This window comes from Comamonas testosteroni TK102 (genome assembly GCF_000739375.1).
Classification (GTDB): Bacteria; Pseudomonadota; Gammaproteobacteria; order Burkholderiales; family Burkholderiaceae_C; genus Comamonas; species Comamonas brasiliensis.
The window spans coordinates 5,748,165-5,774,663 of sequence record NZ_CP006704.1 but is presented as its reverse complement, the minus strand read 5'-3'; the positions used below and the strand labels follow the sequence as shown (position 1 = coordinate 5,774,663).

Below are 26,499 nucleotides of genomic sequence, written 5' to 3'. Positions count from 1 at the left end.
CGGGCACGGAAACAGGCCGGTCAGACCGGCAGGCGTGCAAAAAGTTCAGCAATGTGTGAACAACCACTAGCTTACGCAAAGCCGTATTTCCCAGCGTGGTGTGCAGGAAGGCCGCAGGGATGGCGCAGCGGGTTCTGCGGTCATGCGGGGCTAAAACGGCGCAAGCGGTCGGGCAGCCTAAAATCCCTGCTGATTTCAGATTTCTACCTTGCCGGGTCCCAAGTGGGGCTGGCGGCCACTGCACTGCACCATGCAAGAAAAATTCAACCACATCGAGGTCGAGCGCGCCGCGCAAGACCACTGGCAAGCCAAGGACGCCTACCGCGTCACCGAAGACGGCAGCAAGCCCAAGTATTACGCCTGCTCCATGCTGCCCTACCCCAGCGGCAAGCTGCACATGGGCCATGTGCGCAACTACACCATCAACGACATGCTCACGCGCCAGCTGCGCATGAAGGGCTACAACGTCCTCATGCCCATGGGCTGGGACGCCTTCGGCCTGCCTGCCGAGAACGCTGCGCTGAAGAACAAGGTGCCGCCTGCCAAGTGGACGTACGAGAACATCGCGTACATGAAGAAGCAGATGCAGGCCATGGGCCTGGCCATCGACTGGAGCCGCGAGGTCGCCACCTGCGACCCCGAGTACTACAAGTGGAACCAGTGGCTGTTCCTCAAGATGCTGGAAAAAGGCATTGCCTACCGCAAGACCCAGGTGGTGAACTGGGACCCGGTGGATCAGACCGTGCTGGCCAACGAGCAGGTCATCGACGGCCGCGGCTGGCGTACCGGCGCGCTGGTGGAAAAGCGCGAGATTCCCGGCTACTACCTGGGCATCACCAACTACGCTCAGGAACTGCTGGACCATGTGCAGGTCGGCAACGAGAAGGCCACTCTGAACGGCTGGCCCGACAAGGTGCGCCTGATGCAGGAGAACTGGATCGGCAAGTCTGCCGGCGTGCGCTTTGCGTTCACCCATGACATCAAGGGGACTGACGGCCAGCTGATCCAGGACGGCAAGATGTATGTCTTCACCACGCGTGCCGACACCATCATGGGCGTGACCTTCTGCGCCGTGGCGCCTGAGCACCCTCTGGCACAGCATGCCGCTGCCGACAAGCCCGAACTGGCTGCCTTCATCGAAGAATGCAAAAAGGGCGGAACGACCGAAGCCGAGCTGGCCGTCAAGGAAAAGGAAGGCAAGCCCACGGGCCTGTTCGTCACCCACCCCATCACCGGTGCGCAGGTCGAGGTGTGGATCGGCAACTATGTGCTGATGAGCTATGGCGACGGCGCCGTGATGGGTGTTCCCGCCCACGACGAGCGCGACTTCGCCTTTGCCAACAAGTACAACCTGCCCATCAAGCAGGTGGTGGCCGTGGAAGGCCAGACTGCCTATGACGACAAGCAGTGGAACGACTGGTATGGCGACAAGGAGCGCGGCGTACTGATCAACTCCGGCGACCTCGACGGCCTGAACCACAAGGATGCGGTGCAGGCCGTGGCCAAGATCGTGGGCGACAAGGGCCTGGGCGAGCTCAAGACCACCTGGCGTCTGCGCGACTGGGGCATCAGCCGTCAGCGCTACTGGGGCACCCCCATCCCCATCATTCATTGCGCCGATTGCGGTCCTCAGCCCGTGCCCGAGAAGGACCTGCCCGTGGTTCTGCCCCAGGATCTGGTGCCCGATGGCTCCGGCAATCCGCTGGTCAAGTCCGAGGCCTTCCACGCCGGCGTGGTCTGCCCCTGCTGCGGCAAGCCTGCCCGCCGTGAAACCGACACTATGGACACCTTTGTGGATTCGTCCTGGTACTTCATGCGCTACTGCGACGCCAAGAACGGCGAGCAGATGGTGGCCGACGGCGCCGACTACTGGATGCCCATGGACCAGTACATCGGCGGCGTGGAACACGCCATCCTGCACCTGCTGTACGCGCGCTTCTGGACCAAGGTCATGCGCGACCTGGGTCTGGTCAAGATCGACGAGCCCTTCACCAAGCTGCTGACCCAGGGCATGGTGCTCAACCATATCTACAGCCGTCGCACGGCCAAGGGCGCCAAGGAGTACTTCTGGCCCAAGGATGTGGAGCATGTGTTCGACGAGTCCGGCAAGATCATCGGCGCCAAGCTGAAGGTCGAAGTGGATAGCGCCGACGGCCTGCTGCCCGTGGGCACCGCCATCGACTACGAGGGCGTGGGCACCATGTCCAAGTCCAAGAACAACGGCGTGGACCCTCAGGATCTGATCGAAAAGTACGGCGCCGACACTGCACGCCTGTACACCATGTTCACCTCGCCCCCCGAGCTGACGCTGGAGTGGAACGACGCCGCCGTGGAAGGCAGCTATCGCTTCCTGCGCCGCGTCTACAACTTCGGCAGCAAGCTGACGGCCATGGACATGGATTCCGCCGTGCAGGGCGTGGCCGGTGCCAAGTCGCTGGACGATGTGGAATTCGGCAAGGCGGCCAAGGCCCTGCGTCTGGAAATCCACAACGTGCTCAAGCAGGTCGAGTACGACTACTCGCGCATGCAATACAACACCGTGGTGTCCGGCGCGATGAAGATGATCAATGCGCTGGAAGACTTCAAGGCCCTGGATGACACCGGTGCCAAGGTGGCGCTGATCGAAGGCTTCGGCATTCTGCTGCGCGTGCTCTACCCCGCAACGCCCCATCTGGCCCATGTGCTGTGGAGCGAGCTGGGCTATGCCAACCACCTGGGCGATCTGCTCGATGCTCCCTGGCCGCAGGTCGATCCCAAGGCCCTGGTGCAGGACGAGATCTCGCTGGTGCTGCAGGTCAACGGCAAGCTGCGCGGTGCCATCCTGGTGTCCGCCACTGCCGACAAGGCTGCCATCGAGGCGGCTGCACTGGCCAATGAGGAGTACCAGAAGTTTGCCGAAGGCCGTGCACCCAAGAAGATCATCGTGGTGCCGGGCCGTCTGGTGAATATCGTTGTGTAAATGACTCCCCCTGAGGCGCTTCGCGCCTTCCCCCAAGGGGGGGCGATAGCCTCGCTGCGGGGCTGCCCTTGCTTGCTATCCCTGGCGCAAGAGGCGGTGCTCGCAGCGGGGCGGCGAATTCGCTGCTCGGGTTGAAGATAAAAGGACAGTTGATGCAAAAACGTACGCTGCTGGCCGCGATGGCCTTGACGCCTTTGCTGGGAGCCTGCGGCTTTCGCCTGCGTGGCGCGCCGGATTTTGTGTTTCGCTCCATTTACGTGCAGGCGGGGCGCGGTGCTCCCGTGGGCGTTCTGCTGCGTCGCAGTCTGGAGTCGGCCAGCGACAAGCTGACAGTGATCAAGGACCCGGCTTCGCCCGATACGGCCGAAGTGATCTGCCAGATCATCAGCGAGCAGGCCCAGCGCGTGATCATTGGCTCCAACGTGGCTGGTCAGGTCCGTGAAATCGAGTTGCGCCTGATCGTGCGCTTCTCGTTGCGTACGCCCGGTGGCGACGAGCTGATCGAGCCTGTCGAGATTCGCCAGATCCGCAACGTGACCTATAACGAAACCAATGCCTTGTCCAAGGCCTCGGAAGAGGAAATGCTGAACAAGGACATGCGCAACGACATCGTGCAGCAGATCATTCGCCGCCTGGCTGCAGTCAAGAGCCTGCAAGTGTCGTGAACCCTCTTTGAGTTGTTGAGCGGCTCCCCCCGGGCCAGCGAGTCGCCACTGCTGGTTCGGTAAATTTGATAGCTGCTGGCGCTTGAAATCAGGGCGTTTCAGATGCTTTTTATAGAAAATTCTTCTCCATGCAGCTTGCGCTGAACCAGCTTCCTTCCCATCTGGCCAAGGGCTTGCGCTCGCTCTATGTGCTGCATGGCGACGAGCCCTTGCAGCAGCAGGAAGCGGCCGACGCGATCCGTGCAGCGGCGCGGGCTCAGGGCTATACCGAGCGCAGCAGCTATACCGTCATGGGCGCGCACTTTGACTGGAGCGGCGTGCTGGCGGCGGGTGGCAGCCTAAGCCTGTTTGCGGACAAGCAGATTCTGGAAATTCGCATTCCCAGCGGCAAACCCGGCAAGGATGGCAGTGCTGCGCTGCAGCAGCTGGCCAGCAGCGCCCAGGGCAACGACAGCACGCTGACCCTGATCAGTCTGCCGCGCCTGGACAAGGCTACCAAGACCGGGGCCTGGTTTGGGGCGCTGGACGGCAACGGTGTCTCGATCCAGGTCGACCCGGTGGAGCGCGGTGCGCTGCCGCACTGGATTGCCCAGCGTCTGGCGTTGCAGAACCAGCGCGTGGCGGCTGGTGAAGAGGGTCAGCGCACGCTGCAGTTCTTTGCCGACCGCGTGGAAGGCAATCTGCTGGCCGCGCACCAGGAGATTCAGAAACTGGCCTTGCTCCACCCCGAGGGCGAGCTGAGCCTGGCGCAGGTGGAGCAGGCGGTGCTCAATGTGGCGCGCTATGACGTGTTCAAGCTGTCCGAGGCCGTGCTCTCGGGCCAGGTGGCGCGCAGCATGCGCATGCTGGATGGCCTGCAGGCCGAAGGCGAGGCCGAGGTGCTGGTGCATTGGGCACTGGCCGAGGACATTCGCAACATCAAGCGCGTGAAAGATGCCATGGCGGGCGGCAAGCCTCTGCCCATGGCGTTGCGCGAAAACCGCATCTGGGGGCCCAAGGAGAGGCTGATGGAGCGACTGTTGCCACGTGTCAGCGATGCACGCGCAGCCGAGTTGCTGCAGGCAGCCCATGCCGTGGACGGCATTGTCAAAGGCCTGCCCAGCGAGGGCTGGCCGCGCGACAGCTGGCAGGCCCTGCGACAGCTGGCCATGCAGCTGGCCCAGGCCGGGCGCTGATTTTCGGCTCAGCCGGGGTTGGCGGCGAGCTGGGCTTGGGCCTTGTCGGCCCACATGCGCAGATTGTCCAGCAGGTCCTTCTGGCTGAAGGAGCAGCTTTCCTCGGTGAACAGCGCGCTGGATTCGAGCCGGTCCAGCAGATTGAGCAGTACCTCGCCATAGCGTGGCGGCAGCGCCTGCAGCAATGTGGTCGCGGCTCGCGCCTGCTGGCCGAGGGCGCTGGCGCTGATCTGCGAGTGGGCGAGCTGCTCGAATCCGCCGCGCAGCTGCTGAAGCTGGCGGGCGCTTTCCTGCAGCGCTGTGGTGTTGTGGCTCATAGGTCTCCTTGCGATTCAGAGGCCGAGTGTAGGTGTCAGCAGGGCCATAAACCCCCTCATGCTCGGGCTTGTCTGCGCAACTTGCTTATCTCGGCGAAAATCACGCCATGAACGCGCTCAATACCGTCGAATACATGCACAACCTCGGTGTACAGGCAAAAGCCGCCTCTGCACTGATGGCGCGTGCGTCTGCAGCTACTAAAAACAAAGCACTCAAGGCGCTGGCCCGTCTGCTGCGCGAGAACGTCGAGCCGCTGCAGATCGACAATGCCCGCGATCTGGAGCGTGCCGTGGCCAATGGCCTGTCGGCCCCCATGGTCGACAGGCTGCGCCTGACGACCAAGGTGCTGGAGACCTGTGCCGAAGGTTGCGAGCAACTCGCCTCCATGCCCGATGTCATCGGCGAGATCAGCGGCCTCAAGCAAATGCCCAGCGGTATCCGCGTGGGCCAGATGCGTGTGCCCCTGGGCGTGTTCGGCATGATTTATGAAAGCCGCCCGAATGTGACCATCGAAGCGGCCAGCCTCTCGATCAAGAGCGGCAATGCCTGCATTCTGCGCGGCGGCTCGGAAGCGATTGACTCGAACAAGGCGCTGGCCAAGCTGGTGGCCCAGGCGCTGGCCGAGGCCGGGCTGCCTGAAGACGGTGTCAAGCTGGTGGAGACCACCGACCGCGACGCCGTGGGCCAACTCATCGCCATGCCCGACTATGTGGACGTCATCATCCCCCGTGGCGGCAAGGGCCTGATCGAGCGCATCAGCCGCGAGGCCAAGGTGCCCGTCATCAAGCATCTGGACGGCAATTGCCACACCTATGTGGATGACCCCTGCGACATCGCCATGGCCGTGAAAGTGGCCGACAATGCCAAGACCAACAAGTACAGCCCCTGCAACGCCAGCGAAAGCCTGCTGGTTGCACGCGCCGTGGCAGCGGACTTCCTGCCCAGGATCGGTGCCGTCTATGCCGCCAAGGGCGTGGAGATGCGCTGCGATGCCGAGGCGCTGGCCATTTTGCAGACCGTCAAGGATGCCAAGCTGGCCCAGGCGGTGGAGCAGGACTGGTACGAGGAATACCTGGCGCCCATCATCAGCGTGAAGCTGGTGGACGGTGTGGACGAGGCCATTGCCCACATCAACAAGTACTCCAGCCACCATACGGAGTCGATTCTGACGACCAATCACCTGCACGCACAGAAATTCCTGCGCGAGGTCGATTCGGCCAGCGTCATGGTCAATACCAGCACCCGCTTTGCCGATGGTTTCGAGTTCGGGCTGGGTGCCGAGATCGGCATCAGCACCGACAAGTTCCATGCGCGCGGGCCGGTAGGCATCGAGGGCCTGACTTCGCTCAAATACGTGGTCCTGGGCGACGGCGAAGTCCGTTCCTGAGATCCACCCGCCGAAGGGGGCTGCTTGCGGCCCTCATCGGTCTGAATTGATGCCGCAGCTTGGATCCCTTTCCATAACACCATGAAAATCATTATTCTGGGTGCCGGGCGCGTAGGCCAGAGTGTGGCCGAAAGTCTGGTGTCCGAGCAAAACGGAATCACCGTCATCGACACGGATGCGCGAGCATTGCGTGAGCTGGAGTCGCGCTTCGACCTGCGCGGCGTGGTCGGCAACGGCATCGATCCCCAGGTCCTGGCCGAGGCTGGCGCCAAGGATACCGACCTGCTGATCGCCTGCGCCTCCATGGACGAGACCAACCTGGTCTGCTGCAAGATTGCCCAGGCCGTGTTCGACATTCCGACCCGCATTGCGCGGGTGCGCTCGTCCAGCTTTGCGGTGGATGACCCGGTGCTGGGCAAGGAGGGTTTTGCAGTCGATCGCATCATCTGTCCCGAGGAATCGGTCACCCATTACATCCGCAAGCTCATCGAATACCCGGAAGCCATGCAGGTGCGCGCCTTTGCGGGCGGCCGGGCCGCCCTGGCCTCGGTGCGCGCGCGCGCCGGCGCGCCTGCCGTGGGCCTGCAGATTGCCCAGGTGCGAGAGCGCATGCCGGAACTGGCCATGCGTATCGTGGCGATCTACCGCCGCTTCATGGACGAGCCCGACCGGTTTGTGCGCTGCGACGGTGTCACGCGCATAGAGCCCGGTGACGAAGTCTTCATGCTGGCCGCGACCGAACATGTATCCGAGGCTCTCAAGGCCATCAACCTGCCCGAGGGGCGTCCGAGTCGCCCGGTGTTCCGCATCATGATTGCAGGCGGCGGCCAGGTCAGCCTGCGGCTGGCCAGAAAGCTGGCGCAGACCCCGGGGCGCTTTCACGTCAAGATCGTCGAGTCCAATGCCCAGCAATGTCTGAGCCTGTCGTCGGTGCTGCCTGCCGAAGTGCTGGTGCTGGAAGGCGATGCCACCGATGAGGCCTTGCTGGAGGAAGAGGGCATCGAAGAGGTGGATCTGTTCCTCGCGCTGACGGACGACGACGAGGACAACATCATGTCCAGCCTGCTGGCCAAGCGCATGGGCGCGCGCCGCGTGCTGTCGCTGATCAATCGCCGCGCCTATGCCGATCTGATGCACGGCACGCAGATCGATATCGCGCTGTCGCCGGCGCAGGCCATGCTGGGCGAGTTCCTGGCCTATGTGCGCCGCGGCGACGTGCAGGCCGTGCACAGTCTGCGCCGTGGCGTGGCCGAGGCCCTGGAGATCGTGGCGCGCGGCGACCGCAAAAGCTCACGCGTGGTGGGGCGCAAGGTGGAGGAGCTGCGTCTGCCCGAGGAGGTACACATCGGCCTCATCGTGCGCGGCATTCCCGAGGGCAAGACCTGCGAGGAGGTGGCGGGCACGGCATTGGAGACCAAGGTCATCATTCCACGCAGCCATACCGTGATTGAATCCGGCGACCATGTGGTGTTCTTTCTGCCCAACAAGCGGCTGGTGCGCAACGTGGAAAACCTGTTCCGTGTCAGCGCCACCTTTTTCTAAGCTGCGTACATGAAAGACCTGCTTCCTGTCCTGCGTGTGCTGGGCATGCTGATGATCATGTTTGCCGGCGCCATGTTGCTGCCCTTCGGCATCTCCTGGTTCACGCAGGATGGCATCTGGCGCATCTACCCCTGGTCGATCGGACTGACGGTTGGCGTGGGTCTGCTGCTTTGGGGTGGCCTGCACCGCCACAAGCAGGACCTGCAGCCGCGCCATGGCGTGATCCTGGTGACGCTGGTCTGGGTGGTGCTGCCGCTGTGCGCCATGGTGCCGCTGGTGATGGGGCTGAACCGGGTGGGCATTTCCATCAGTTTCACCCATGCCTACTTCGAGGCCGTCTCGGGCCTGACCACAACCGGGGCCACGGTGCTCAGCGGTCTGGATCAGCTGCCGGTGTCCATCAATGTCTGGCGTACCTTCATGCAGTGGATGGGGGGCATGGGGATTCTGATTCTGGCCGTGGCCGTGCTGCCGCTGCTGGGGGTCGGTGGTGCTCAGCTTTTCAGGGCGGAGGCCGCCGGCCCGGTCAAGGACACCAAGCTGACACCGCGTATTACCGAAACGGCCAAGGGCCTGTGGGGCGTGTACGCGCTGTTCTCCATTGGCTGTTTCCTGGCCTTCTGGGTCTGCGGAATGCAGCCGCTGGATGCGCTGATGCATATGTTCGCCACGGTGAGTCTGGGTGGGCTGTCGTCGCACGATGCCAGTTTTGCCTATTTCAATTCGCCGCTGCTGGAGGCCGCGGCCCTGCTGTTCATGCTGTTGGCCAGCTGCAACTTTGCGCTGTACTTCGTGGCCATGCGCAAGGGGCGCATCGATAGCTTTATGCGTGACCCCGAAATGCGCGCCACGATCGGCGTGCTGCTGGGCTCGGGCCTGCTGGTGGCGCTGCTGCTCTGGGTCAAGGGGGTCTACGGGCCGCTGGATGCCTTGCGCAACGGCATGTTCCATACGGTTTCGGTCGCCACGACCACCGGCTTTTCCACCACGGACTATCTGTCCTGGCCGGTGTTCATTCCCGTTCTGTTGCTGCTGCTGTCGGGGGTTGCCACCAGCGCGGGCTCGACAGGCGGCGGCATCAAGATGGTGCGCATGCTGATTCTGGTCAAGCAGGCCAGGCGCGAGATGACGCGTCTGGTGCATCCACGCGCTGTGCAGCCGGTGCGGCTGGGCGATGCGGTGGTAGATAACCCGATGATTTTTTCGGTGCTGGCCTACATGCTGGTCTACGGTGCCACCGTCATTGTGCTGAGCATGGTGCTGCTGCTGACCGATCTCGACCCTCTGACCGCCTTCTCCGCCGTGCTGGCCAGCGTGCACTGCATGGGGCCGGGCCTGGGGGCCGTTGGGCCCGCATCCAACTACACAGTGTTGACGGATTTCCAGATCTGGGTGTGTACTCTGGGCATGCTGTTGGGGCGGCTCGAGATACTGAGTTTCATGGCTTTGCTTTCGCCGGCATTTTGGCGTCGTTGAGACAAAGGCTGGGGAAAACACCTATCTCATGCTTCAATCTCTACAATTGCCCCCCACCACCGTCTCCTGAGGGTATTTATGGTTCCACATCTCGTCACGGCTTTGACCGGCCCCATTAACGAACTTGAGCAGCGCATTCTCGACTCCATGCCTGCCATTGAGCGTTGGTTCCGCCTGGAATGGATGGAGCACACGCCGCCGTTCTACTGCTCGGTGGACATTCGTAATGCGGGTTTCAAGCTGGCGCCGGTGGATACCAACCTGTTTCCAGGTGGCTGGAACAATCTGACCGATGAAATGCTGCCGCTGGCCGTGCAGGCTGCGATGGCTGCTATCGAAAAGATATGTCCCGAGGCGCGCAATCTGCTCATCATCCCCGGGAACCACACGCGCAACACCCACTATCTGGCCAGCGTGCTGCAGCTCAAGCGCATCTTCAGCATGGCGGGTCTCAATGTGCGTATCGGCTCCATCAGCCCCGAGATCAAGAAGACGCTGTCCATCACGCTGCCGCTGGGCGACGAGATCAAGCTGGAGCCGGTGATCCGCAGCAAGCGTCGCCTGGGCCTCAAGGATTTCGACCCCTGCACGATTTTGCTCAACAACGATCTCTCGACCGGCGTGCCCGGCATCATCGAGGAGCTCTACGAGCAATACCTGCTGCCGCCATTGCATGCGGGCTGGAATGTGCGTCGCAAGAGTCGCCACTTCCAGAGCTACGAGGAAGTCGGCAAGCGCTTCGGCAAGCTGCTGGGCATCGATCCCTGGCTGATCAATCCCTTGTTCGGGCATGTGGAGAACATCGATTTTGCCGAAGGCACGGGCATGGAAGCCCTGGCCGAGCAGGTGGACGTGATCCTGGCCAAGGTGCGCCGCAAATACAAGGAATACGGCATCAAGGAGAAGCCGTTTGCCGTGGTCAAGGCCGACAACGGCACCTACGGCATGGGCGTGATGACCGTGCGCGACGCCAAGGAACTGGCCGCGCTGCCGCGCAAGAGCCGCAACAAGATGGGTGTCATCAAGGATGGCCAGACCGTGCATGACGTCATCGTGCAGGAGGGAGTGCTGACCTATGAGCGCATGCACAACGCCGTGGCCGAGCCTGTGGTCTACATGATGGACCGTTACGTTGTGGGTGGTTTCTACCGCATGCACCCCGAGCGCGGCGAGGACGAGAACCTCAACGCCCCCGGTGCGGGCTATGTGCCCCTGGCTTTCCAGCAGAGCAATCACCTGCCTCAGGTCAGCGCGCGTCCGGGCGCCAGCGCACCGAACCGCTTCTATATGTATGGCGTGATAGCACGTTTGGCCATGTTGGCTGCCAGCTACGAGCTGGAAGCCACTAATCCCGACGCAGAAATCTACGACTGATTTCACGGACGCTGAGGACAGCGCACAATGCCGACAATTTCCCCACTCGGTGACTGCCTTACGAGTCGCTCCTGACCTGTGCAAAATTCGAAATCCTCGCTAGGCGCCCTGACCTTGGGCGCGATCGGTGTCGTGTATGGAGACATCGGCACCAGTGTCTTGTACTCGGTCAAGGAGGTTTTCGGCTCGGGCTATGTGCCGTTCACGCCGGACAACGTCTATGGCGTGCTGTCGGTGCTGTTCTGGACGCTCACGGTCATCGTCTCCCTCAAGTATGTGGTCCTGGTGCTGCGCGCCGACAACAACGGCGAGGGCGGACTGGTGGCCATGCTGGCCCTGGCCTCGCAGACGGTCAAGGACAAGCCGCGTCTGTCCAGCACGCTGTTTCTGGTGGGCATGTTCGGCACCTCGCTGTTTTATGGCGACGGCGTGATCACGCCGGCGATTTCCGTGCTCTCGGCGGTCGAGGGGCTGGAGGTCATCTCGCCGCATTTCACCAAGGCCGTGATTCCACTGACGCTGGTGATCCTGTTTCTGCTGTTCTTCGTGCAAAAGCGCGGTACCGCAGGCATAGGCAAGTTCTTTGGTCCCGTCACCGTGACCTGGTTTGCCTGCATCGCCTTGCTCGGCGTGCACCAGATCATGGGGCATCCGGAAATCCTGGCCGCGCTGAGCCCGCATTACGCGGTCCGCTTCATGTGGGGAAGTCCGGGCATCAGCTTCATCATTCTGGGCTCGGTCGTGCTTTGCGTGACCGGCGCCGAGGCGCTGTATGCCGATCTCGGGCATTTTGGCAAGAAGCCGATCCGCCTGGCCTGGTTCAGCATTGCCATGCCGGCGCTGACCTTGAACTACTTCGGGCAGGGCGCCTTGCTGCTGGCCAATCCCGAGGCCGTCAAGAACCCGTTTTTCATGATGGCACCCAGCTGGGCGCTGCTGCCGCTGGTCATCATGGCCACCATGGCCACGGTGATCGCCTCGCAGGCGCTGATCACCGGGGCCTTCAGCGTGACGCGCCAGGTCATACAGCTGGGCTACTTCCCGCGTCTTGAAGTGCGCCACACCAGCGTGAAGGAAACCGGCCAGATCTATATGCCTCTGGTGAACTGGGGCCTGTTTGTGGCGATTGCTCTGGCCGTGCTGCTGTTTCGCAGCAGCGGCAATCTGGCGGCGGCCTACGGTATCGCGGTGACGCTGGACATGCTGATCACCACCATGCTGACCTTCTTTGTCATCCGCTACCGCTGGAACTATCCGCTGGCCCTGTGCCTGCTGGCGACGGGCTTCTTCTTCGTCGTGGATCTGGCGTTCTTTGCCTCCAACCTGCTCAAGCTGTTTGAAGGTGGCTGGTTCCCGCTGCTCATCGGTGGCACGGTCTTCACGCTGATGTTGACCTGGCGCCGGGGGCGTGAATTGCTGCATCAGAAGCTGCAGGCGGATGCGCTGGATCTGCGCCAGTTCCTGGAAGCCACCTGGCGCCATCCCCCCATGCGAGTCCCCGGCACGGCAGTCTTTCTCTCGGGCGAGCCCGGTACCGTGCCGCATGCGCTGCTTCACAACCTCAAGCACAACAAGGTGCTGCACGAGCGCAATCTCTTTGTGACCGTGCGTAACCACGAAGTGCCCTGGGTGGGGATGGACAAGCGGGTGGAGTCCGAGTCTCTGGGGGGCGACTGCTGGGAAGTCATCATCCACTACGGCTTCAAGAACGAACCCGACGTGCCGGCAGCGCTGGCGCAGCTGCGCACCCAGGGCTGCAAGCTGGATTCCATGGCCACCAGCTATTTCCTGTCGCGCGACGTGATCATTCCGCGCATGAACAACTCCATGGCGCACTGGCGCGAAAAGCTGTTCGCTCAGATGCACAAGAACGCGAGCCGTGTGGCGGACTTCCTGCACCTGCCGAGCAACTCGGTGGTGGAGCTGGGCTCCAAGATCGAGCTGTAGATACTTTGAGTCAAATAGGCCTTTGGCGCTTTACCAGCAAGCGCTGATAGCTATTGATCTTGAAGTGATGATCGGCTTCGCCATTCGCGCTTCCGCGGGCTGCATCATTTTTGGCGGGGCTGGTGCCAGAATGCACGGATGCGCTTTTTCAAAGACTTGAGTCCTGCCGCCGTGGCCGCAGGCTTTGTGGCCGTGCTTGTGGGCTTTACCAGTTCGGTAGCCCTTGTGTTTCAGGCGGCACAGGCGTTTCATGCCACGCCTGAGCAGATCACTTCCTGGATCTGGGCGCTGGGCCTGGGCATGGGTCTGTGTTCGCTGGTCCCATCGCTGATTCTGCGCATGCCGGTCATGGTGGCCTGGTCCACCCCAGGGGCGGCGGTGCTGGCGACCGCCGGGCTGGCGGGCGGTTTCTCCATGGGGGAGGCGATCGGTGCCTTCATCGTCAGTGCTGCCCTCATCATCCTGGTGGGGGTGACTGGCTGGTTCGAGCGCATCATGAACCGCATCCCCATGGAAATTGCGTCGGCCCTGCTGGCCGGCGTTCTGGCCAAGTTCGGCATGCAGGCTTTCTCTGCGGCCGAGACCAATCTGTCGCTGGTACTGGTCATGCTGCTTGCCTATCTGCTTTCGCGGCGTATGGCTGCGCGCTATGCGGTCATCATCACCCTGCTGGCCGGAACCGCCTGGGAGGCGCTGCGCGGGCAGATGCAATGGTCGGCCGTGCATGGCGGGCTGGCCATGCCCGTCTATACGGCCCCCGAGTTCTCGCTGCAGGCGCTCATCAGTCTGGCGTTACCCCTGTTTGTCGTGACCATGGCTTCCCAGAATCTGCCGGGCGTGGCGGTGATTCGCGCCACGGGCTATCCGATACCGGTGTCCAAGGTCATCAGCATGACCGGCGTGGCGACCTTGCTGCTGGCGCCTTTTGGCGGCTATGCCCTCAACCTCAGCGCCATCACGGCGGCGATCTGCATGGGAGACGAGGCGCATGAGGACAGAAACAAGCGCTATACCGCTGCTGCCGTGTGTGGACTGCTATATATATTGATAGCTATCTTTGGCGCGGTGGTCACCGGTCTGCTGACGGCTTTTCCCAAGGAGCTGGTGGCCTGCATCGCCGGACTGGCCTTGCTGGGCTCCATAGGCGGCGGCATGGCTACGGCCTTCAAGGAGGAAAAGCACAGAGAGGCCGCGCTCATCACTTTTCTGGTGACGCTCAGCGGTGTCGTCATCGCGGGTGTGGGCTCTGCCTTCTGGGGTGTGGTCGCGGGTAGCCTTGCCCTGCTTGTCCAGAGTCTGCGGGCTCGCAAGGCCTGAGTATCAGCCGTCATATTGTGGTGTTATGTCCGGCTCGGCATGATGCCTGTATCAACCGCTAGAGTTCTTCACCATGCAAATACTGTTTGTCGCCGATCCGCTGGAATCCTTTGTCATCTACAAGGATTCCACCTTTGCCATGATGCGTGAGGCCCAGCGCCGAGGTCACCAGATCGTGGCCTGCGAGCCTTGCCATATCTCCTGGCAAAGCGGTGGCAAGGTCAAGGCTCGGGTGCGGCATATCACCCTGACCGGGGACAAGGATCGCTGGTTCGAGGAAACCCAGTCTACGCGGGCGGTGCTGGCGGACTTTGGCGCCATCGTCATGCGCAAGGACCCTCCGTTCGATTCCGAGTTCTTCTATGCCACGCACATGCTCGGCCAGGCCGAGCGTGAGGGAGCCAAGGTCTTCAACAAGCCCGGTGCCCTGCGCGAGCATCCCGAGAAGCTTGCCATCATGGAGTTTGCGCAATTCATCTCGCCGACGCTGGTCACGCGCAGTGCCGAGGACATCCGTGCCTTTCATGCAGAGCACCAGGACATCATCCTCAAGCCGCTGGACGGCATGGGGGGGATGGGCATCTTCCGAGTCGGCGAAGACGGTCGCAATCTAGGCAGCATCATCGAAACCCTGAATCAGGGCGGCTCCACCAGTGTCATGGTGCAGAAGTTCCTGCCCGACATCGTTCATGGCGACAAACGGGTGCTCATCATCGGCGGCAAGCCCGTGCCGTTCTGTCTGGCTCGCATTCCGCAGGGCAATGAGGTGCGCGGCAATCTGGCGGCCGGCGGCAAAGGGGTTGCACAGCCGTTGGCAGAGCAGGACAAGGCAATTGCCGAGTTCATTGGGGAGCGTCTGGTGCAGCGTGGCTTGCTCTTGATCGGGCTGGATGTCATCGGCCATAACGTCACCGAGATCAATGTGACCAGTCCCACCTGCTTCCAGGAGATCTTTGATCAGACCGGCTGCGATGTGGCGTCGCTGTTTGTCGACGCACTGGAGCAGGCTGCTCGCGTCTGAGGAAGCGGCAAAGAACCCCGGCAGGCCTTGCCTGCCGGGGTTCTTTGTCTGGATGTCCGTGCGGGTGTTGTCTGGACAGCAAAAATCTGTGTACAATGCAAGGCTGCACTGAGCGAAATGCAAATTTTTGCTAGCCGGCCTGAAAGAAATCAGTCGGTAAAGTTGTGGTAGAATTCAAGGCTTCGCTGATCGCAGCAAGCAACGAGATCCAAAGTCAAGCTTCTTGATTTTGCACTCGGTTCCTTAAAAAAATACAGCCGATAAGCGTGGGCGTTTGAGGGCAAGCAGCCAGTTCTTCGGAACAAACTCTTCGGAGTTATCAAACGCTCACAAAAACAGTAATGAGGAAGAATTAATTCTTCTTGATTCCGTCAAGTGAGTGAGCAGTCGAAAGACTTTAAATTCAAGATCGAACTATAGAGTTTGATCCTGGCTCAGATTGAACGCTGGCGGCATGCTTTACACATGCAAGTCGAACGGTAACAGGTCTTCGGATGCTGACGAGTGGCGAACGGGTGAGTAATACATCGGAACGTGCCTAGTAGTGGGGGATAACTACTCGAAAGAGTAGCTAATACCGCATGAGATCTACGGATGAAAGCAGGGGACCTTCGGGCCTTGTGCTACTAGAGCGGCTGATGGCAGATTAGGTAGTTGGTGGGGTAAAGGCTTACCAAGCCTGCGATCTGTAGCTGGTCTGAGAGGACGACCAGCCACACTGGGACTGAGACACGGCCCAGACTCCTACGGGAGGCAGCAGTGGGGAATTTTGGACAATGGGCGAAAGCCTGATCCAGCAATGCCGCGTGCAGGATGAAGGCCCTCGGGTTGTAAACTGCTTTTGTACGGAACGAAAAGCCTGGGGCTAATATCCCCGGGTCATGACGGTACCGTAAGAATAAGCACCGGCTAACTACGTGCCAGCAGCCGCGGTAATACGTAGGGTGCAAGCGTTAATCGGAATTACTGGGCGTAAAGCGTGCGCAGGCGGTTTTGTAAGACAGTGGTGAAATCCCCGGGCTCAACCTGGGAACTGCCATTGTGACTGCAAAGCTAGAGTGCGGCAGAGGGGGATGGAATTCCGCGTGTAGCAGTGAAATGCGTAGATATGCGGAGGAACACCGATGGCGAAGGCAATCCCCTGGGCCTGCACTGACGCTCATGCACGAAAGCGTGGGGAGCAAACAGGATTAGATACCCTGGTAGTCCACGCCCTAAACGATGTCAACTGGTTGTTGGGTCTTAACTGACTCAGTAACGAAGCTAACGCGTGAAGTTGACCGCCTGGGGAGTACGGCCGCAAGGTTGAAACTCAAAGGAATTGACGGGGACCCGCACAAGCGGTGGATGATGTGGTTTAATTCGATGCAACGCGAAAAACCTTACCCACCTTTGACATGGCAGGAACTTACCAGAGATGGTTTGGTGCTCGAAAGAGAACCTGCACACAGGTGCTGCATGGCTGTCGTCAGCTCGTGTCGTGAGATGTTGGGTTAAGTCCCGCAACGAGCGCAACCCTTGCCATTAGTTGCTACATTCAGTTGAGCACTCTAATGGGACTGCCGGTGACAAACCGGAGGAAGGTGGGGATGACGTCAAGTCCTCATGGCCCTTATAGGTGGGGCTACACACGTCATACAATGGCTGGTACAAAGGGTTGCCAACCCGCGAGGGGGAGCTAATCCCATAAAGCCAGTCGTAGTCCGGATCGCAGTCTGCAACTCGACTGCGTGAAGTCGGAATCGCTAGTAATCGTGGATCAGAATGTCACGGTGAATACGTTCCCGGGTCTTGTACACACCGCCCGTCACACCATGGGAGCGGGTCTCGCCAGAAGTAGGTAGCCTAACCGCAAGGAGGGCGCTTACCACGGCGGGGTTCGTGACTGGGGTGAAGTCGTAACAAGGTAGCCGTATCGGAAGGTGCGGCTGGATCACCTCCTTTCTGGAAAAATGCTGCTTCAAATTGAACGTCCACACTTATCGGTTGTTGGAACAAGCCAGGTGGCCTGCTGAGTGACAGCGGGCTGCATGGAATGGGTCTGTAGCTCAGCTGGTTAGAGCACTGTGTTGATAACGCAGGGGTCGTTGGTTCGAGCCCAACTAGACCCACCAAGATTCCAATATCTGGTTCGAGGATCCCGGGGGATTAGCTCAGCTGGGAGAGCACCTGCTTTGCAAGCAGGGGGTCGTCGGTTCGATCCCGTCATCCTCCACCAAAAATGATAGCGCCGAAAGGTGCTATAATCGTTGGCTCAGCAGATGTGAAGCGCAAGCGGATCGGAAGCGAAAAAAACCAAATTCAATATAAAAGCAGTCTGCCTCAGACTGCTTTTATATTGATCTTTGATCAATAGGCTGTTCTTTAAAAATTCATAGAGTCGAAATCAGCGTTGCTGGTGGAAAGCACAAACCAAGGTTTGTGCACCGTGCCGCCAGCAACATTTTGATTGCGTCAAAACAGATATTTTGCGAATGCAAATTTATCTAGTAATGACGAATATTCTCTAAGCTGTATCGAAAGATGCAGCCAAAGATATTCACATTACGGCATAACGCGTGAGGTGCAAGACCTCACCAGTCTTTGAACACCAGGCTTTGATTCTCGCTAAGAGAATCCAAAGTTATAGGGTCAAGTGACTAAGAGCATATGGTGGATGCCTTGGCGATGATAGGCGACGAAAGACGTGATAGCCTGCGATAAGCTTCGGGGAGCTGGCAAATAAGCTTTGATCCGGAGATTTCTGAATGGGGGAACCCACCTCGCAAGAGGTATCGTGCACTGAATACATAGGTGCTCGAAGCGAACCTGGAGAACTGAAACATCTAAGTACCCAGAGGAAAAGACATCAACCGAGATTCCGATAGTAGTGGCGAGCGAATTCGGAAGAGCCTTGCAGTGATAGTCGATCAGTTAACAAAACGGCATGGAAAGGCCGACCATAGTGGGTGATAGTCCCGTATGTGAAAACCGATCGGTGGTACTAGGCTGCAGACAAGTAGGGCGGGGCACGAGAAACCCTGTCTGAATATGGGGGGACCATCCTCCAAGGCTAAATACTCATCATCGACCGATAGTGAACCAGTACCGTGAGGGAAAGGCGAAAAGAACCCCGGGAGGGGAGTGAAATAGATCCTGAAACCGTATGCTTACAAAAAGTCGGAGCCCTTCGGGGTGACGGCGTACCTTTTGTATAATGGGTCAGCGACTTACATTCAGTGGCAAGCTTAACCGAATAGGGGAGGCGAAGAGAAATCGAGTCCGAATAGGGCGATTAGTCGCTGGGTGTAGACCCGAAACCAAGTGATCTATCCATGGCCAGGATGAAGGTGCCGTAACAGGTACTGGAGGTCCGAACCCACTAATGTTGCAAAATTAGGGGATGAGCTGTGGATAGGGGTGAAAGGCTAAACAAACTTGGAAATAGCTGGTTCTCTCCGAAAACTATTTAGGTAGTGCCTCAAGTATTACCGTCGGGGGTAGAGCACTGTTTAGGCTAGGGGGTCATGGCGACTTACCAAACCTATGCAAACTCCGAATACCGACGAGTACAGCTTGGGAGACAGAGCACCGGGTGCTAACGTCCGGACTCAAGAGGGAAACAACCCAGACCGCCAGCTAAGGTCCCTAAAACGGGCTAAGTGGGAAACGAAGTGGGAAGGCTAAAACAGTCAGGATGTTGGCTTAGAAGCAGCCATCATTTAAAGAAAGCGTAATAGCTCACTGATCGAGTCGTCCTGCGCGGAAGATGTAACGGGGCTAAGCCAGTTACCGAAGCTGCGGATGTGCCATTTATGGCACGTGGTAGGAGAGCGTTCTGTAAGCCTGTGAAGGTGTCTGGTAACGGATGCTGGAGGTATCAGAAGTGCGAATGCTGACATGAGTAGCGTTAAAGGGGGTGAAAAGCCCCCTCGCCGTAAGCGCAAGGTTTCCTACGCAACGTTCATCGGCGTAGGGTGAGTCGGCCCCTAAGGCGAGGCAGAGATGCGTAGCTGATGGGAAACAGGTCAATATTCCTGTACCGATCAATAGTGCGATGTGGGGACGGAGAAGGTTAGCTCAGCCAACTGTTGGAATAGTTGGTTCAAGCGTGTAGTCGTGCTCTTTAGGCAAATCCGGAGAGCTAAGATGAGGCGTGATAACGAGTGTGCTTGCACACGAAGTGAGTGATACCCTGCTTCCAGGAAAAGCCACTAAGCTTCAGCTATTGACGACCGTACCGCAAACCGACACTGGTGCGCGAGATGAGTATTCTAAGGCGCTTGAGAGAACTCAGGAGAAGGAACTCGGCAAATTGACACCGTAACTTCGGGAGAAGGTGTACCCCAAGTAAGTGAAGTTGTACAAACGGAGCTCAAAGGGGTTGCAAAAAATTGGTGGCTGCGACTGTTTAATAAAAACACAGCACTCTGCAAACACGAAAGTGGACGTATAGGGTGTGACGCCTGCCCGGTGCTGGAAGATTAAATGATGGGGTGCAAGCTCTTGATTGAAGTCCCAGTAAACGGCGGCCGTAACTATAACGGTCCTAAGGTAGCGAAATTCCTTGTCGGGTAAGTTCCGACCTGCACGAATGGCGTAACGATGGCCACACTGTCTCCTCCTGAGACTCAGCGAAGTTGAAATGTTTGTGATGATGCAATCTCCCCGCGGAAAGACGGAAAGACCCCATGAACCTTTACTGTAGCTTTGTATTGGACTTTGAACGGATCTGTGTAGGATAGGTGGGAGGCTTTGAAGTGAGGTCGCTAGATCTCATGGAGCCGACGTTGAAATACCACCCTGGTGCGTTTGAGGTTCTAACCTGGATCCATTATCTGGATCGGGGACAGTGCATGGTAGGCAGTTTGACTGGGGCGGTCTCCTCCCAAAGCGTAACGGAGGAGTTCGAAGGTACGCTAGTTACGGTCGGACATCGTGACGATAGTGCAATGGCATAAGCGTGCTTAACTGCGAGACTGACAAGTCGAGCAGATGCGAAAGCAGGACATAGTGATCCGGTGGTTCTGTATGGAAGGGCCATCGCTCAACGGATAAAAGGTACTCTGGGGATAACAGGCTGATACCGCCCAAGAGTTCATATCGACGGCGGTGTTTGGCACCTCGATGTCGGCTCATCTCATCCTGGGGCTGTAGTCGGTCCCAAGGGTATGGCTGTTCGCCATTTAAAGAGGTACGTGAGCTGGGTTTAAAACGTCGTGAGACAGTTTGGTCCCTATCTTCCGTGGGCGCTGCAGATTTGAGGAAGCCTGCTCCTAGTACGAGAGGACCGGAGTGGACACACCTCTGGTGTACCTGTTGTCACGCCAGTGGCATCGCAGGGTAGCTAAGTGTGGAAGAGATAACCGCTGAAAGCATCTAAGCGGGAAACTCGTTTCAAGATGAGATCTGCCGGGGCCTTGAGCCCCCTGAAGGGTCGTTGTAGACCACGACGTTGATAGGCTGGGTGTGGAAGCGCAGTAATGCGTTAAGCTAACCAGTACTAATTGCCCGTGCGGCTTGACCCTATAACTTTGGGCAAGCCTGGAAAAATAAAAGACAGAACGCAAGTTCTAGTTATGCCGAAAAGGCGCAATCGAAAAGCTGATTGAAGACTCTATGAATTCGTTGGACTGAAGGTGAGCGAGATTAAGAAGTTAATCGAGGCGCCGTCAATCTGACAAAAAGTTTATGCCTGATGACCATAGCAAGTTGGTACCACTCCTTCCCATCCCGAACAGGACAGTGAAACGACTTTGCGCCGATGATAGTGCGGGTTCCCGTGTGAAAGTAGGTCATCGTCAGGCTCTTACGCCAAAACGCCTGGCTCACGCCAGGCGTTTTCTTCTCCCTCCTTGTGCTGAGGGGTGAGAAGAAAACGCAAAAACGTTTTAAAAGTACTGTGAAAACAGTGCTACAATTGAAGGCTTCGCTGATCGCAGCAAGCAACGAGATTCAAAGTCAAGCTTCTTGATTTTGCACTCGGTTCCTTAAAAAAATACAGCCGATAAGCGTGGGCGTTTGAGGGCAAGCAGCCAGTTCTTCGGAACAAACTCTTCGGAGTTATCAAACGCTCACAAAAACAGTAATGAGGAAGAATTGATTCTTCTTGATTCCGTCAAGTGAGTGAGCAGTCGAAAGACTTTAAATTCAAGATCGAACTATAGAGTTTGATCCTGGCTCAGATTGAACGCTGGCGGCATGCTTTACACATGCAAGTCGAACGGTAACAGGTCTTCGGATGCTGACGAGTGGCGAACGGGTGAGTAATACATCGGAACGTGCCTAGTAGTGGGGGATAACTACTCGAAAGAGTAGCTAATACCGCATGAGATCTACGGATGAAAGCAGGGGACCTTCGGGCCTTGTGCTACTAGAGCGGCTGATGGCAGATTAGGTAGTTGGTGGGGTAAAGGCTTACCAAGCCTGCGATCTGTAGCTGGTCTGAGAGGACGACCAGCCACACTGGGACTGAGACACGGCCCAGACTCCTACGGGAGGCAGCAGTGGGGAATTTTGGACAATGGGCGAAAGCCTGATCCAGCAATGCCGCGTGCAGGATGAAGGCCCTCGGGTTGTAAACTGCTTTTGTACGGAACGAAAAGCCTGGGGCTAATATCCCCGGGTCATGACGGTACCGTAAGAATAAGCACCGGCTAACTACGTGCCAGCAGCCGCGGTAATACGTAGGGTGCAAGCGTTAATCGGAATTACTGGGCGTAAAGCGTGCGCAGGCGGTTTTGTAAGACAGTGGTGAAATCCCCGGGCTCAACCTGGGAACTGCCATTGTGACTGCAAAGCTAGAGTGCGGCAGAGGGGGATGGAATTCCGCGTGTAGCAGTGAAATGCGTAGATATGCGGAGGAACACCGATGGCGAAGGCAATCCCCTGGGCCTGCACTGACGCTCATGCACGAAAGCGTGGGGAGCAAACAGGATTAGATACCCTGGTAGTCCACGCCCTAAACGATGTCAACTGGTTGTTGGGTCTTAACTGACTCAGTAACGAAGCTAACGCGTGAAGTTGACCGCCTGGGGAGTACGGCCGCAAGGTTGAAACTCAAAGGAATTGACGGGGACCCGCACAAGCGGTGGATGATGTGGTTTAATTCGATGCAACGCGAAAAACCTTACCCACCTTTGACATGGCAGGAACTTACCAGAGATGGTTTGGTGCTCGAAAGAGAACCTGCACACAGGTGCTGCATGGCTGTCGTCAGCTCGTGTCGTGAGATGTTGGGTTAAGTCCCGCAACGAGCGCAACCCTTGCCATTAGTTGCTACATTCAGTTGAGCACTCTAATGGGACTGCCGGTGACAAACCGGAGGAAGGTGGGGATGACGTCAAGTCCTCATGGCCCTTATAGGTGGGGCTACACACGTCATACAATGGCTGGTACAAAGGGTTGCCAACCCGCGAGGGGGAGCTAATCCCATAAAGCCAGTCGTAGTCCGGATCGCAGTCTGCAACTCGACTGCGTGAAGTCGGAATCGCTAGTAATCGTGGATCAGAATGTCACGGTGAATACGTTCCCGGGTCTTGTACACACCGCCCGTCACACCATGGGAGCGGGTCTCGCCAGAAGTAGGTAGCCTAACCGCAAGGAGGGCGCTTACCACGGCGGGGTTCGTGACTGGGGTGAAGTCGTAACAAGGTAGCCGTATCGGAAGGTGCGGCTGGATCACCTCCTTTCTGGAAAAATGCTGCTTCAAATTGAACGTCCACACTTATCGGTTGTTGGAACAAGCCAGGTGGCCTGCTGAGTGACAGCGGGCTGCATGGAATGGGTCTGTAGCTCAGCTGGTTAGAGCACTGTGTTGATAACGCAGGGGTCGTTGGTTCGAGCCCAACTAGACCCACCAAGATTCCAATATCTGGTTCGAGGATCCCGGGGGATTAGCTCAGCTGGGAGAGCACCTGCTTTGCAAGCAGGGGGTCGTCGGTTCGATCCCGTCATCCTCCACCAAAAATGATAGCGCCGAAAGGTGCTATAATCGTTGGCTCAGCAGATGTGAAGCGCAAGCGGATCGGAAGCGAAAAAAACCAAATTCAATATAAAAGCAGTCTGCCTCAGACTGCTTTTATATTGATCTTTGATCAATAGGCTGTTCTTTAAAAATTCATAGAGTCGAAATCAGCGTTGCTGGTGGAAAGCGCAAACCAAGGTTTGTGCACCGTGCCGCCAGCAACATTTTGATTGCGTCAAAACAGATATTTTGCGAATGCAAATTTATCTAGTAATGACGAATATTCTCTAAGCTGTATCGAAAGATGCAGCCAAAGATATTCACATTACGGCATAACGCGTGAGGTGCAAGACCTCACCAGTCTTTGAACACCAGGCTTTGATTCTCGCTAAGAGAATCCAAAGTTATAGGGTCAAGTGACTAAGAGCATATGGTGGATGCCTTGGCGATGATAGGCGACGAAAGACGTGATAGCCTGCGATAAGCTTCGGGGAGCTGGCAAATAAGCTTTGATCCGGAGATTTCTGAATGGGGGAACCCACCTCGCAAGAGGTATCGTGCACTGAATACATAGGTGCTCGAAGCGAACCTGGAGAACTGAAACATCTAAGTACCCAGAGGAAAAGACATCAACCGAGATTCCGATAGTAGTGGCGAGCGAATTCGGAAGAGCCTTGCAGTGATAGTCGATCAGTTAACAAAACGGCATGGAAAGGCCGACCATAGTGGGTGATAGTCCCGTATGTGAAAACCGATCGGTGGTACTAGGCTGCAGACAAGTAGGGCGGGGCACGAGAAACCCTGTCTGAATATGGGGGGACCATCCTCCAAGGCTAAATACTCATCATCGACCGATAGTGAACCAGTACCGTGAGGGAAAGGCGAAAAGAACCCCGGGAGGGGAGTGAAATAGATCCTGAAACCGTATGCTTACAAAAAGTCGGAGCCCTTCGGGGTGACGGCGTACCTTTTGTATAATGGGTCAGCGACTTACATTCAGTGGCAAGCTTAACCGAATAGGGGAGGCGAAGAGAAATCGAGTCCGAATAGGGCGATTAGTCGCTGGGTGTAGACCCGAAACCAAGTGATCTATCCATGGCCAGGATGAAGGTGCCGTAACAGGTACTGGAGGTCCGAACCCACTAATGTTGCAAAATTAGGGGATGAGCTGTGGATAGGGGTGAAAGGCTAAACAAACTTGGAAATAGCTGGTTCTCTCCGAAAACTATTTAGGTAGTGCCTCAAGTATTACCGTCGGGGGTAGAGCACTGTTTAGGCTAGGGGGTCATGGCGACTTACCAAACCTATGCAAACTCCGAATACCGACGAGTACAGCTTGGGAGACAGAGCACCGGGTGCTAACGTCCGGACTCAAGAGGGAAACAACCCAGACCGCCAGCTAAGGTCCCTAAAACGGGCTAAGTGGGAAACGAAGTGGGAAGGCTAAAACAGTCAGGATGTTGGCTTAGAAGCAGCCATCATTTAAAGAAAGCGTAATAGCTCACTGATCGAGTCGTCCTGCGCGGAAGATGTAACGGGGCTAAGCCAGTTACCGAAGCTGCGGATGTGCCATTTATGGCACGTGGTAGGAGAGCGTTCTGTAAGCCTGTGAAGGTGTCTGGTAACGGATGCTGGAGGTATCAGAAGTGCGAATGCTGACATGAGTAGCGTTAAAGGGGGTGAAAAGCCCCCTCGCCGTAAGCGCAAGGTTTCCTACGCAACGTTCATCGGCGTAGGGTGAGTCGGCCCCTAAGGCGAGGCAGAGATGCGTAGCTGATGGGAAACAGGTCAATATTCCTGTACCGATCAATAGTGCGATGTGGGGACGGAGAAGGTTAGCTCAGCCAACTGTTGGAATAGTTGGTTCAAGCGTGTAGTCGTGCTCTTTAGGCAAATCCGGAGAGCTAAGATGAGGCGTGATAACGAGTGTGCTTGCACACGAAGTGAGTGATACCCTGCTTCCAGGAAAAGCCACTAAGCTTCAGCTATTGACGACCGTACCGCAAACCGACACTGGTGCGCGAGATGAGTATTCTAAGGCGCTTGAGAGAACTCAGGAGAAGGAACTCGGCAAATTGACACCGTAACTTCGGGAGAAGGTGTACCCCAAGTAAGTGAAGTTGTACAAACGGAGCTCAAAGGGGTTGCAAAAAATTGGTGGCTGCGACTGTTTAATAAAAACACAGCACTCTGCAAACACGAAAGTGGACGTATAGGGTGTGACGCCTGCCCGGTGCTGGAAGATTAAATGATGGGGTGCAAGCTCTTGATTGAAGTCCCAGTAAACGGCGGCCGTAACTATAACGGTCCTAAGGTAGCGAAATTCCTTGTCGGGTAAGTTCCGACCTGCACGAATGGCGTAACGATGGCCACACTGTCTCCTCCTGAGACTCAGCGAAGTTGAAATGTTTGTGATGATGCAATCTCCCCGCGGAAAGACGGAAAGACCCCATGAACCTTTACTGTAGCTTTGTATTGGACTTTGAACGGATCTGTGTAGGATAGGTGGGAGGCTTTGAAGTGAGGTCGCTAGATCTCATGGAGCCGACGTTGAAATACCACCCTGGTGCGTTTGAGGTTCTAACCTGGATCCATTATCTGGATCGGGGACAGTGCATGGTAGGCAGTTTGACTGGGGCGGTCTCCTCCCAAAGCGTAACGGAGGAGTTCGAAGGTACGCTAGTTACGGTCGGACATCGTGACGATAGTGCAATGGCATAAGCGTGCTTAACTGCGAGACTGACAAGTCGAGCAGATGCGAAAGCAGGACATAGTGATCCGGTGGTTCTGTATGGAAGGGCCATCGCTCAACGGATAAAAGGTACTCTGGGGATAACAGGCTGATACCGCCCAAGAGTTCATATCGACGGCGGTGTTTGGCACCTCGATGTCGGCTCATCTCATCCTGGGGCTGTAGTCGGTCCCAAGGGTATGGCTGTTCGCCATTTAAAGAGGTACGTGAGCTGGGTTTAAAACGTCGTGAGACAGTTTGGTCCCTATCTTCCGTGGGCGCTGCAGATTTGAGGAAGCCTGCTCCTAGTACGAGAGGACCGGAGTGGACACACCTCTGGTGTACCTGTTGTCACGCCAGTGGCATCGCAGGGTAGCTAAGTGTGGAAGAGATAACCGCTGAAAGCATCTAAGCGGGAAACTCGTTTCAAGATGAGATCTGCCGGGGCCTTGAGCCCCCTGAAGGGTCGTTGTAGACCACGACGTTGATAGGCTGGGTGTGGAAGCGCAGTAATGCGTTAAGCTAACCAGTACTAATTGCCCGTGCGGCTTGACCCTATAACTTTGGGCAAGCCTGGAAAAATAAAAGACAGAACGCAAGTTCTAGTTATGCCGAAAAAGCGCAATCGAAAAGCTGATTGAA

The 26,499-nt window shown here is 57.5% G+C and carries 11 protein-coding genes, 4 tRNA genes and 5 rRNA genes; 19 read left to right on the top strand and 1 reads right to left on the bottom strand.

Annotated features, from left to right (window positions below):
* Nucleotides 1–250: 250 nt before the first annotated feature.
* The 3 genes from leuS (at nucleotide 251) to holA (ending at nucleotide 4,799) form a co-directional block, all read left to right on the top strand.
* Entirely contained in the window at nucleotides 251–2,959 is a 2,709-nt protein-coding gene (gene leuS / locus O987_RS26180) for a leucine--tRNA ligase (RefSeq protein WP_043377053.1), read from the top strand.
* A gap of 152 nt (nucleotides 2,960–3,111) precedes the next feature.
* Nucleotides 3,112–3,624 carry an LPS assembly lipoprotein LptE gene (gene lptE / locus O987_RS26175; protein ID WP_043375702.1) on the top strand — a complete coding sequence of 171 codons (513 nt, stop codon included), beginning with the start codon at nucleotides 3,112–3,114 and terminating at the stop codon, nucleotides 3,622–3,624.
* Between the two features lie 128 nt (nucleotides 3,625–3,752).
* Nucleotides 3,753–4,799 (top strand): DNA polymerase III subunit delta, encoded by a 1,047-nt coding sequence (gene holA, locus O987_RS26170; protein ID WP_043375700.1) that lies wholly within the window; start codon nucleotides 3,753–3,755, stop codon nucleotides 4,797–4,799.
* An 8-nt stretch (nucleotides 4,800–4,807) separates the two neighbouring features.
* Here holA and O987_RS26165 read toward each other — a convergent pair whose 3' ends face one another.
* Nucleotides 4,808–5,116, bottom strand: a complete 309-nt coding sequence (locus tag O987_RS26165; RefSeq protein ID WP_043375699.1) for a hypothetical protein — start codon at nucleotides 5,114–5,116, stop codon at nucleotides 4,808–4,810.
* Between the two features lie 107 nt (nucleotides 5,117–5,223).
* Between O987_RS26165 and O987_RS26160 the strand changes: the two genes are divergently transcribed.
* From O987_RS26160 to O987_RS26085, 16 genes are all read left to right on the top strand, one after another.
* Nucleotides 5,224–6,504, top strand: a complete 1,281-nt coding sequence (locus tag O987_RS26160; RefSeq protein WP_043375697.1) for a glutamate-5-semialdehyde dehydrogenase — start codon at nucleotides 5,224–5,226, stop codon at nucleotides 6,502–6,504.
* 81 nt (nucleotides 6,505–6,585) lie between these two features.
* Complete coding sequence (trkA, locus tag O987_RS26155; RefSeq protein WP_043375694.1) at nucleotides 6,586–8,046, top strand: Trk system potassium transporter TrkA; 1,461 nt, start codon at nucleotides 6,586–6,588, stop codon at nucleotides 8,044–8,046.
* A 9-nt stretch (nucleotides 8,047–8,055) separates the two neighbouring features.
* The gene (locus tag O987_RS26150; RefSeq protein WP_043375692.1) at nucleotides 8,056–9,522 is read left to right on the top strand and encodes a TrkH family potassium uptake protein; all 1,467 of its coding nucleotides are present in this window, start codon (nucleotides 8,056–8,058) and stop codon (nucleotides 9,520–9,522) included.
* A gap of 78 nt (nucleotides 9,523–9,600) precedes the next feature.
* Entirely contained in the window at nucleotides 9,601–10,896 is a 1,296-nt protein-coding gene (gene gshA, locus O987_RS26145) for a glutamate--cysteine ligase (protein ID WP_043375691.1), read from the top strand.
* Nucleotides 10,897–10,974: 78 nt separating this feature from the next.
* Nucleotides 10,975–12,843 carry a potassium transporter Kup gene (locus O987_RS26140; RefSeq protein WP_003060516.1) on the top strand — a complete coding sequence of 623 codons (1,869 nt, stop codon included), beginning with the start codon at nucleotides 10,975–10,977 and terminating at the stop codon, nucleotides 12,841–12,843.
* 138 nt (nucleotides 12,844–12,981) lie between these two features.
* Nucleotides 12,982–14,160 carry a benzoate/H(+) symporter BenE family transporter gene (locus O987_RS26135; RefSeq protein ID WP_043375687.1) on the top strand — a complete coding sequence of 393 codons (1,179 nt, stop codon included), beginning with the start codon at nucleotides 12,982–12,984 and terminating at the stop codon, nucleotides 14,158–14,160.
* A 73-nt stretch (nucleotides 14,161–14,233) separates the two neighbouring features.
* On the top strand, nucleotides 14,234–15,181 hold the full coding sequence (gene gshB, locus O987_RS26130; RefSeq protein ID WP_003060520.1) for a glutathione synthase: 948 nt from the start codon (nucleotides 14,234–14,236) through the stop codon (nucleotides 15,179–15,181).
* Nucleotides 15,182–15,592: 411 nt separating this feature from the next.
* Nucleotides 15,593–17,125: ribosomal RNA gene (locus O987_RS26125) — 16S ribosomal RNA — on the top strand.
* A 93-nt stretch (nucleotides 17,126–17,218) separates the two neighbouring features.
* Nucleotides 17,219–17,295, top strand: a tRNA-Ile gene (locus O987_RS26120).
* A 28-nt stretch (nucleotides 17,296–17,323) separates the two neighbouring features.
* Nucleotides 17,324–17,399: transfer RNA gene (locus O987_RS26115), tRNA-Ala, on the top strand.
* A 411-nt stretch (nucleotides 17,400–17,810) separates the two neighbouring features.
* Nucleotides 17,811–20,688, top strand: a 23S ribosomal RNA gene (locus O987_RS26110).
* Nucleotides 20,689–20,854: 166 nt separating this feature from the next.
* Nucleotides 20,855–20,967: ribosomal RNA gene (gene rrf, locus O987_RS26105) — 5S ribosomal RNA — on the top strand.
* A 351-nt stretch (nucleotides 20,968–21,318) separates the two neighbouring features.
* Nucleotides 21,319–22,851, top strand: a 16S ribosomal RNA gene (locus tag O987_RS26100).
* Nucleotides 22,852–22,944: 93 nt separating this feature from the next.
* A tRNA-Ile gene (locus O987_RS26095) sits at nucleotides 22,945–23,021 on the top strand.
* 28 nt (nucleotides 23,022–23,049) lie between these two features.
* A tRNA-Ala gene (locus O987_RS26090) sits at nucleotides 23,050–23,125 on the top strand.
* A 411-nt stretch (nucleotides 23,126–23,536) separates the two neighbouring features.
* Nucleotides 23,537–26,414: ribosomal RNA gene (locus tag O987_RS26085) — 23S ribosomal RNA — on the top strand.
* Together the 16S, 23S and 5S rRNA genes with 4 tRNA genes alongside form the textbook arrangement of a ribosomal RNA operon.
* The last annotated feature ends 85 nt before the right edge of the window (nucleotides 26,415–26,499 follow it).

What these genes read in the sequence shown, in the direction of transcription:
- leuS (WP_043377053.1), top strand. Translation starts at nt 251, where the DNA reads ATGCAAGAAAAATTCAACCACATCGAGGTCGAGCGCGCCGCGCAAGAC.
- lptE (WP_043375702.1), top strand. Translation starts at nt 3,112, where the DNA reads ATGCAAAAACGTACGCTGCTGGCCGCGATGGCCTTGACGCCTTTGCTG.
- holA (WP_043375700.1), top strand. Translation starts at nt 3,753, where the DNA reads ATGCAGCTTGCGCTGAACCAGCTTCCTTCCCATCTGGCCAAGGGCTTG.
- O987_RS26165 (WP_043375699.1), bottom strand. Translation starts at nt 5,116, where the DNA reads ATGAGCCACAACACCACAGCGCTGCAGGAAAGCGCCCGCCAGCTTCAG.
- O987_RS26160 (WP_043375697.1), top strand. Translation starts at nt 5,224, where the DNA reads ATGAACGCGCTCAATACCGTCGAATACATGCACAACCTCGGTGTACAG.
- trkA (WP_043375694.1), top strand. Translation starts at nt 6,586, where the DNA reads ATGAAAATCATTATTCTGGGTGCCGGGCGCGTAGGCCAGAGTGTGGCC.
- O987_RS26150 (WP_043375692.1), top strand. Translation starts at nt 8,056, where the DNA reads ATGAAAGACCTGCTTCCTGTCCTGCGTGTGCTGGGCATGCTGATGATC.
- gshA (WP_043375691.1), top strand. Translation starts at nt 9,601, where the DNA reads ATGGTTCCACATCTCGTCACGGCTTTGACCGGCCCCATTAACGAACTT.
- O987_RS26135 (WP_043375687.1), top strand. Translation starts at nt 12,982, where the DNA reads ATGCGCTTTTTCAAAGACTTGAGTCCTGCCGCCGTGGCCGCAGGCTTT.
- gshB (WP_003060520.1), top strand. Translation starts at nt 14,234, where the DNA reads ATGCAAATACTGTTTGTCGCCGATCCGCTGGAATCCTTTGTCATCTAC.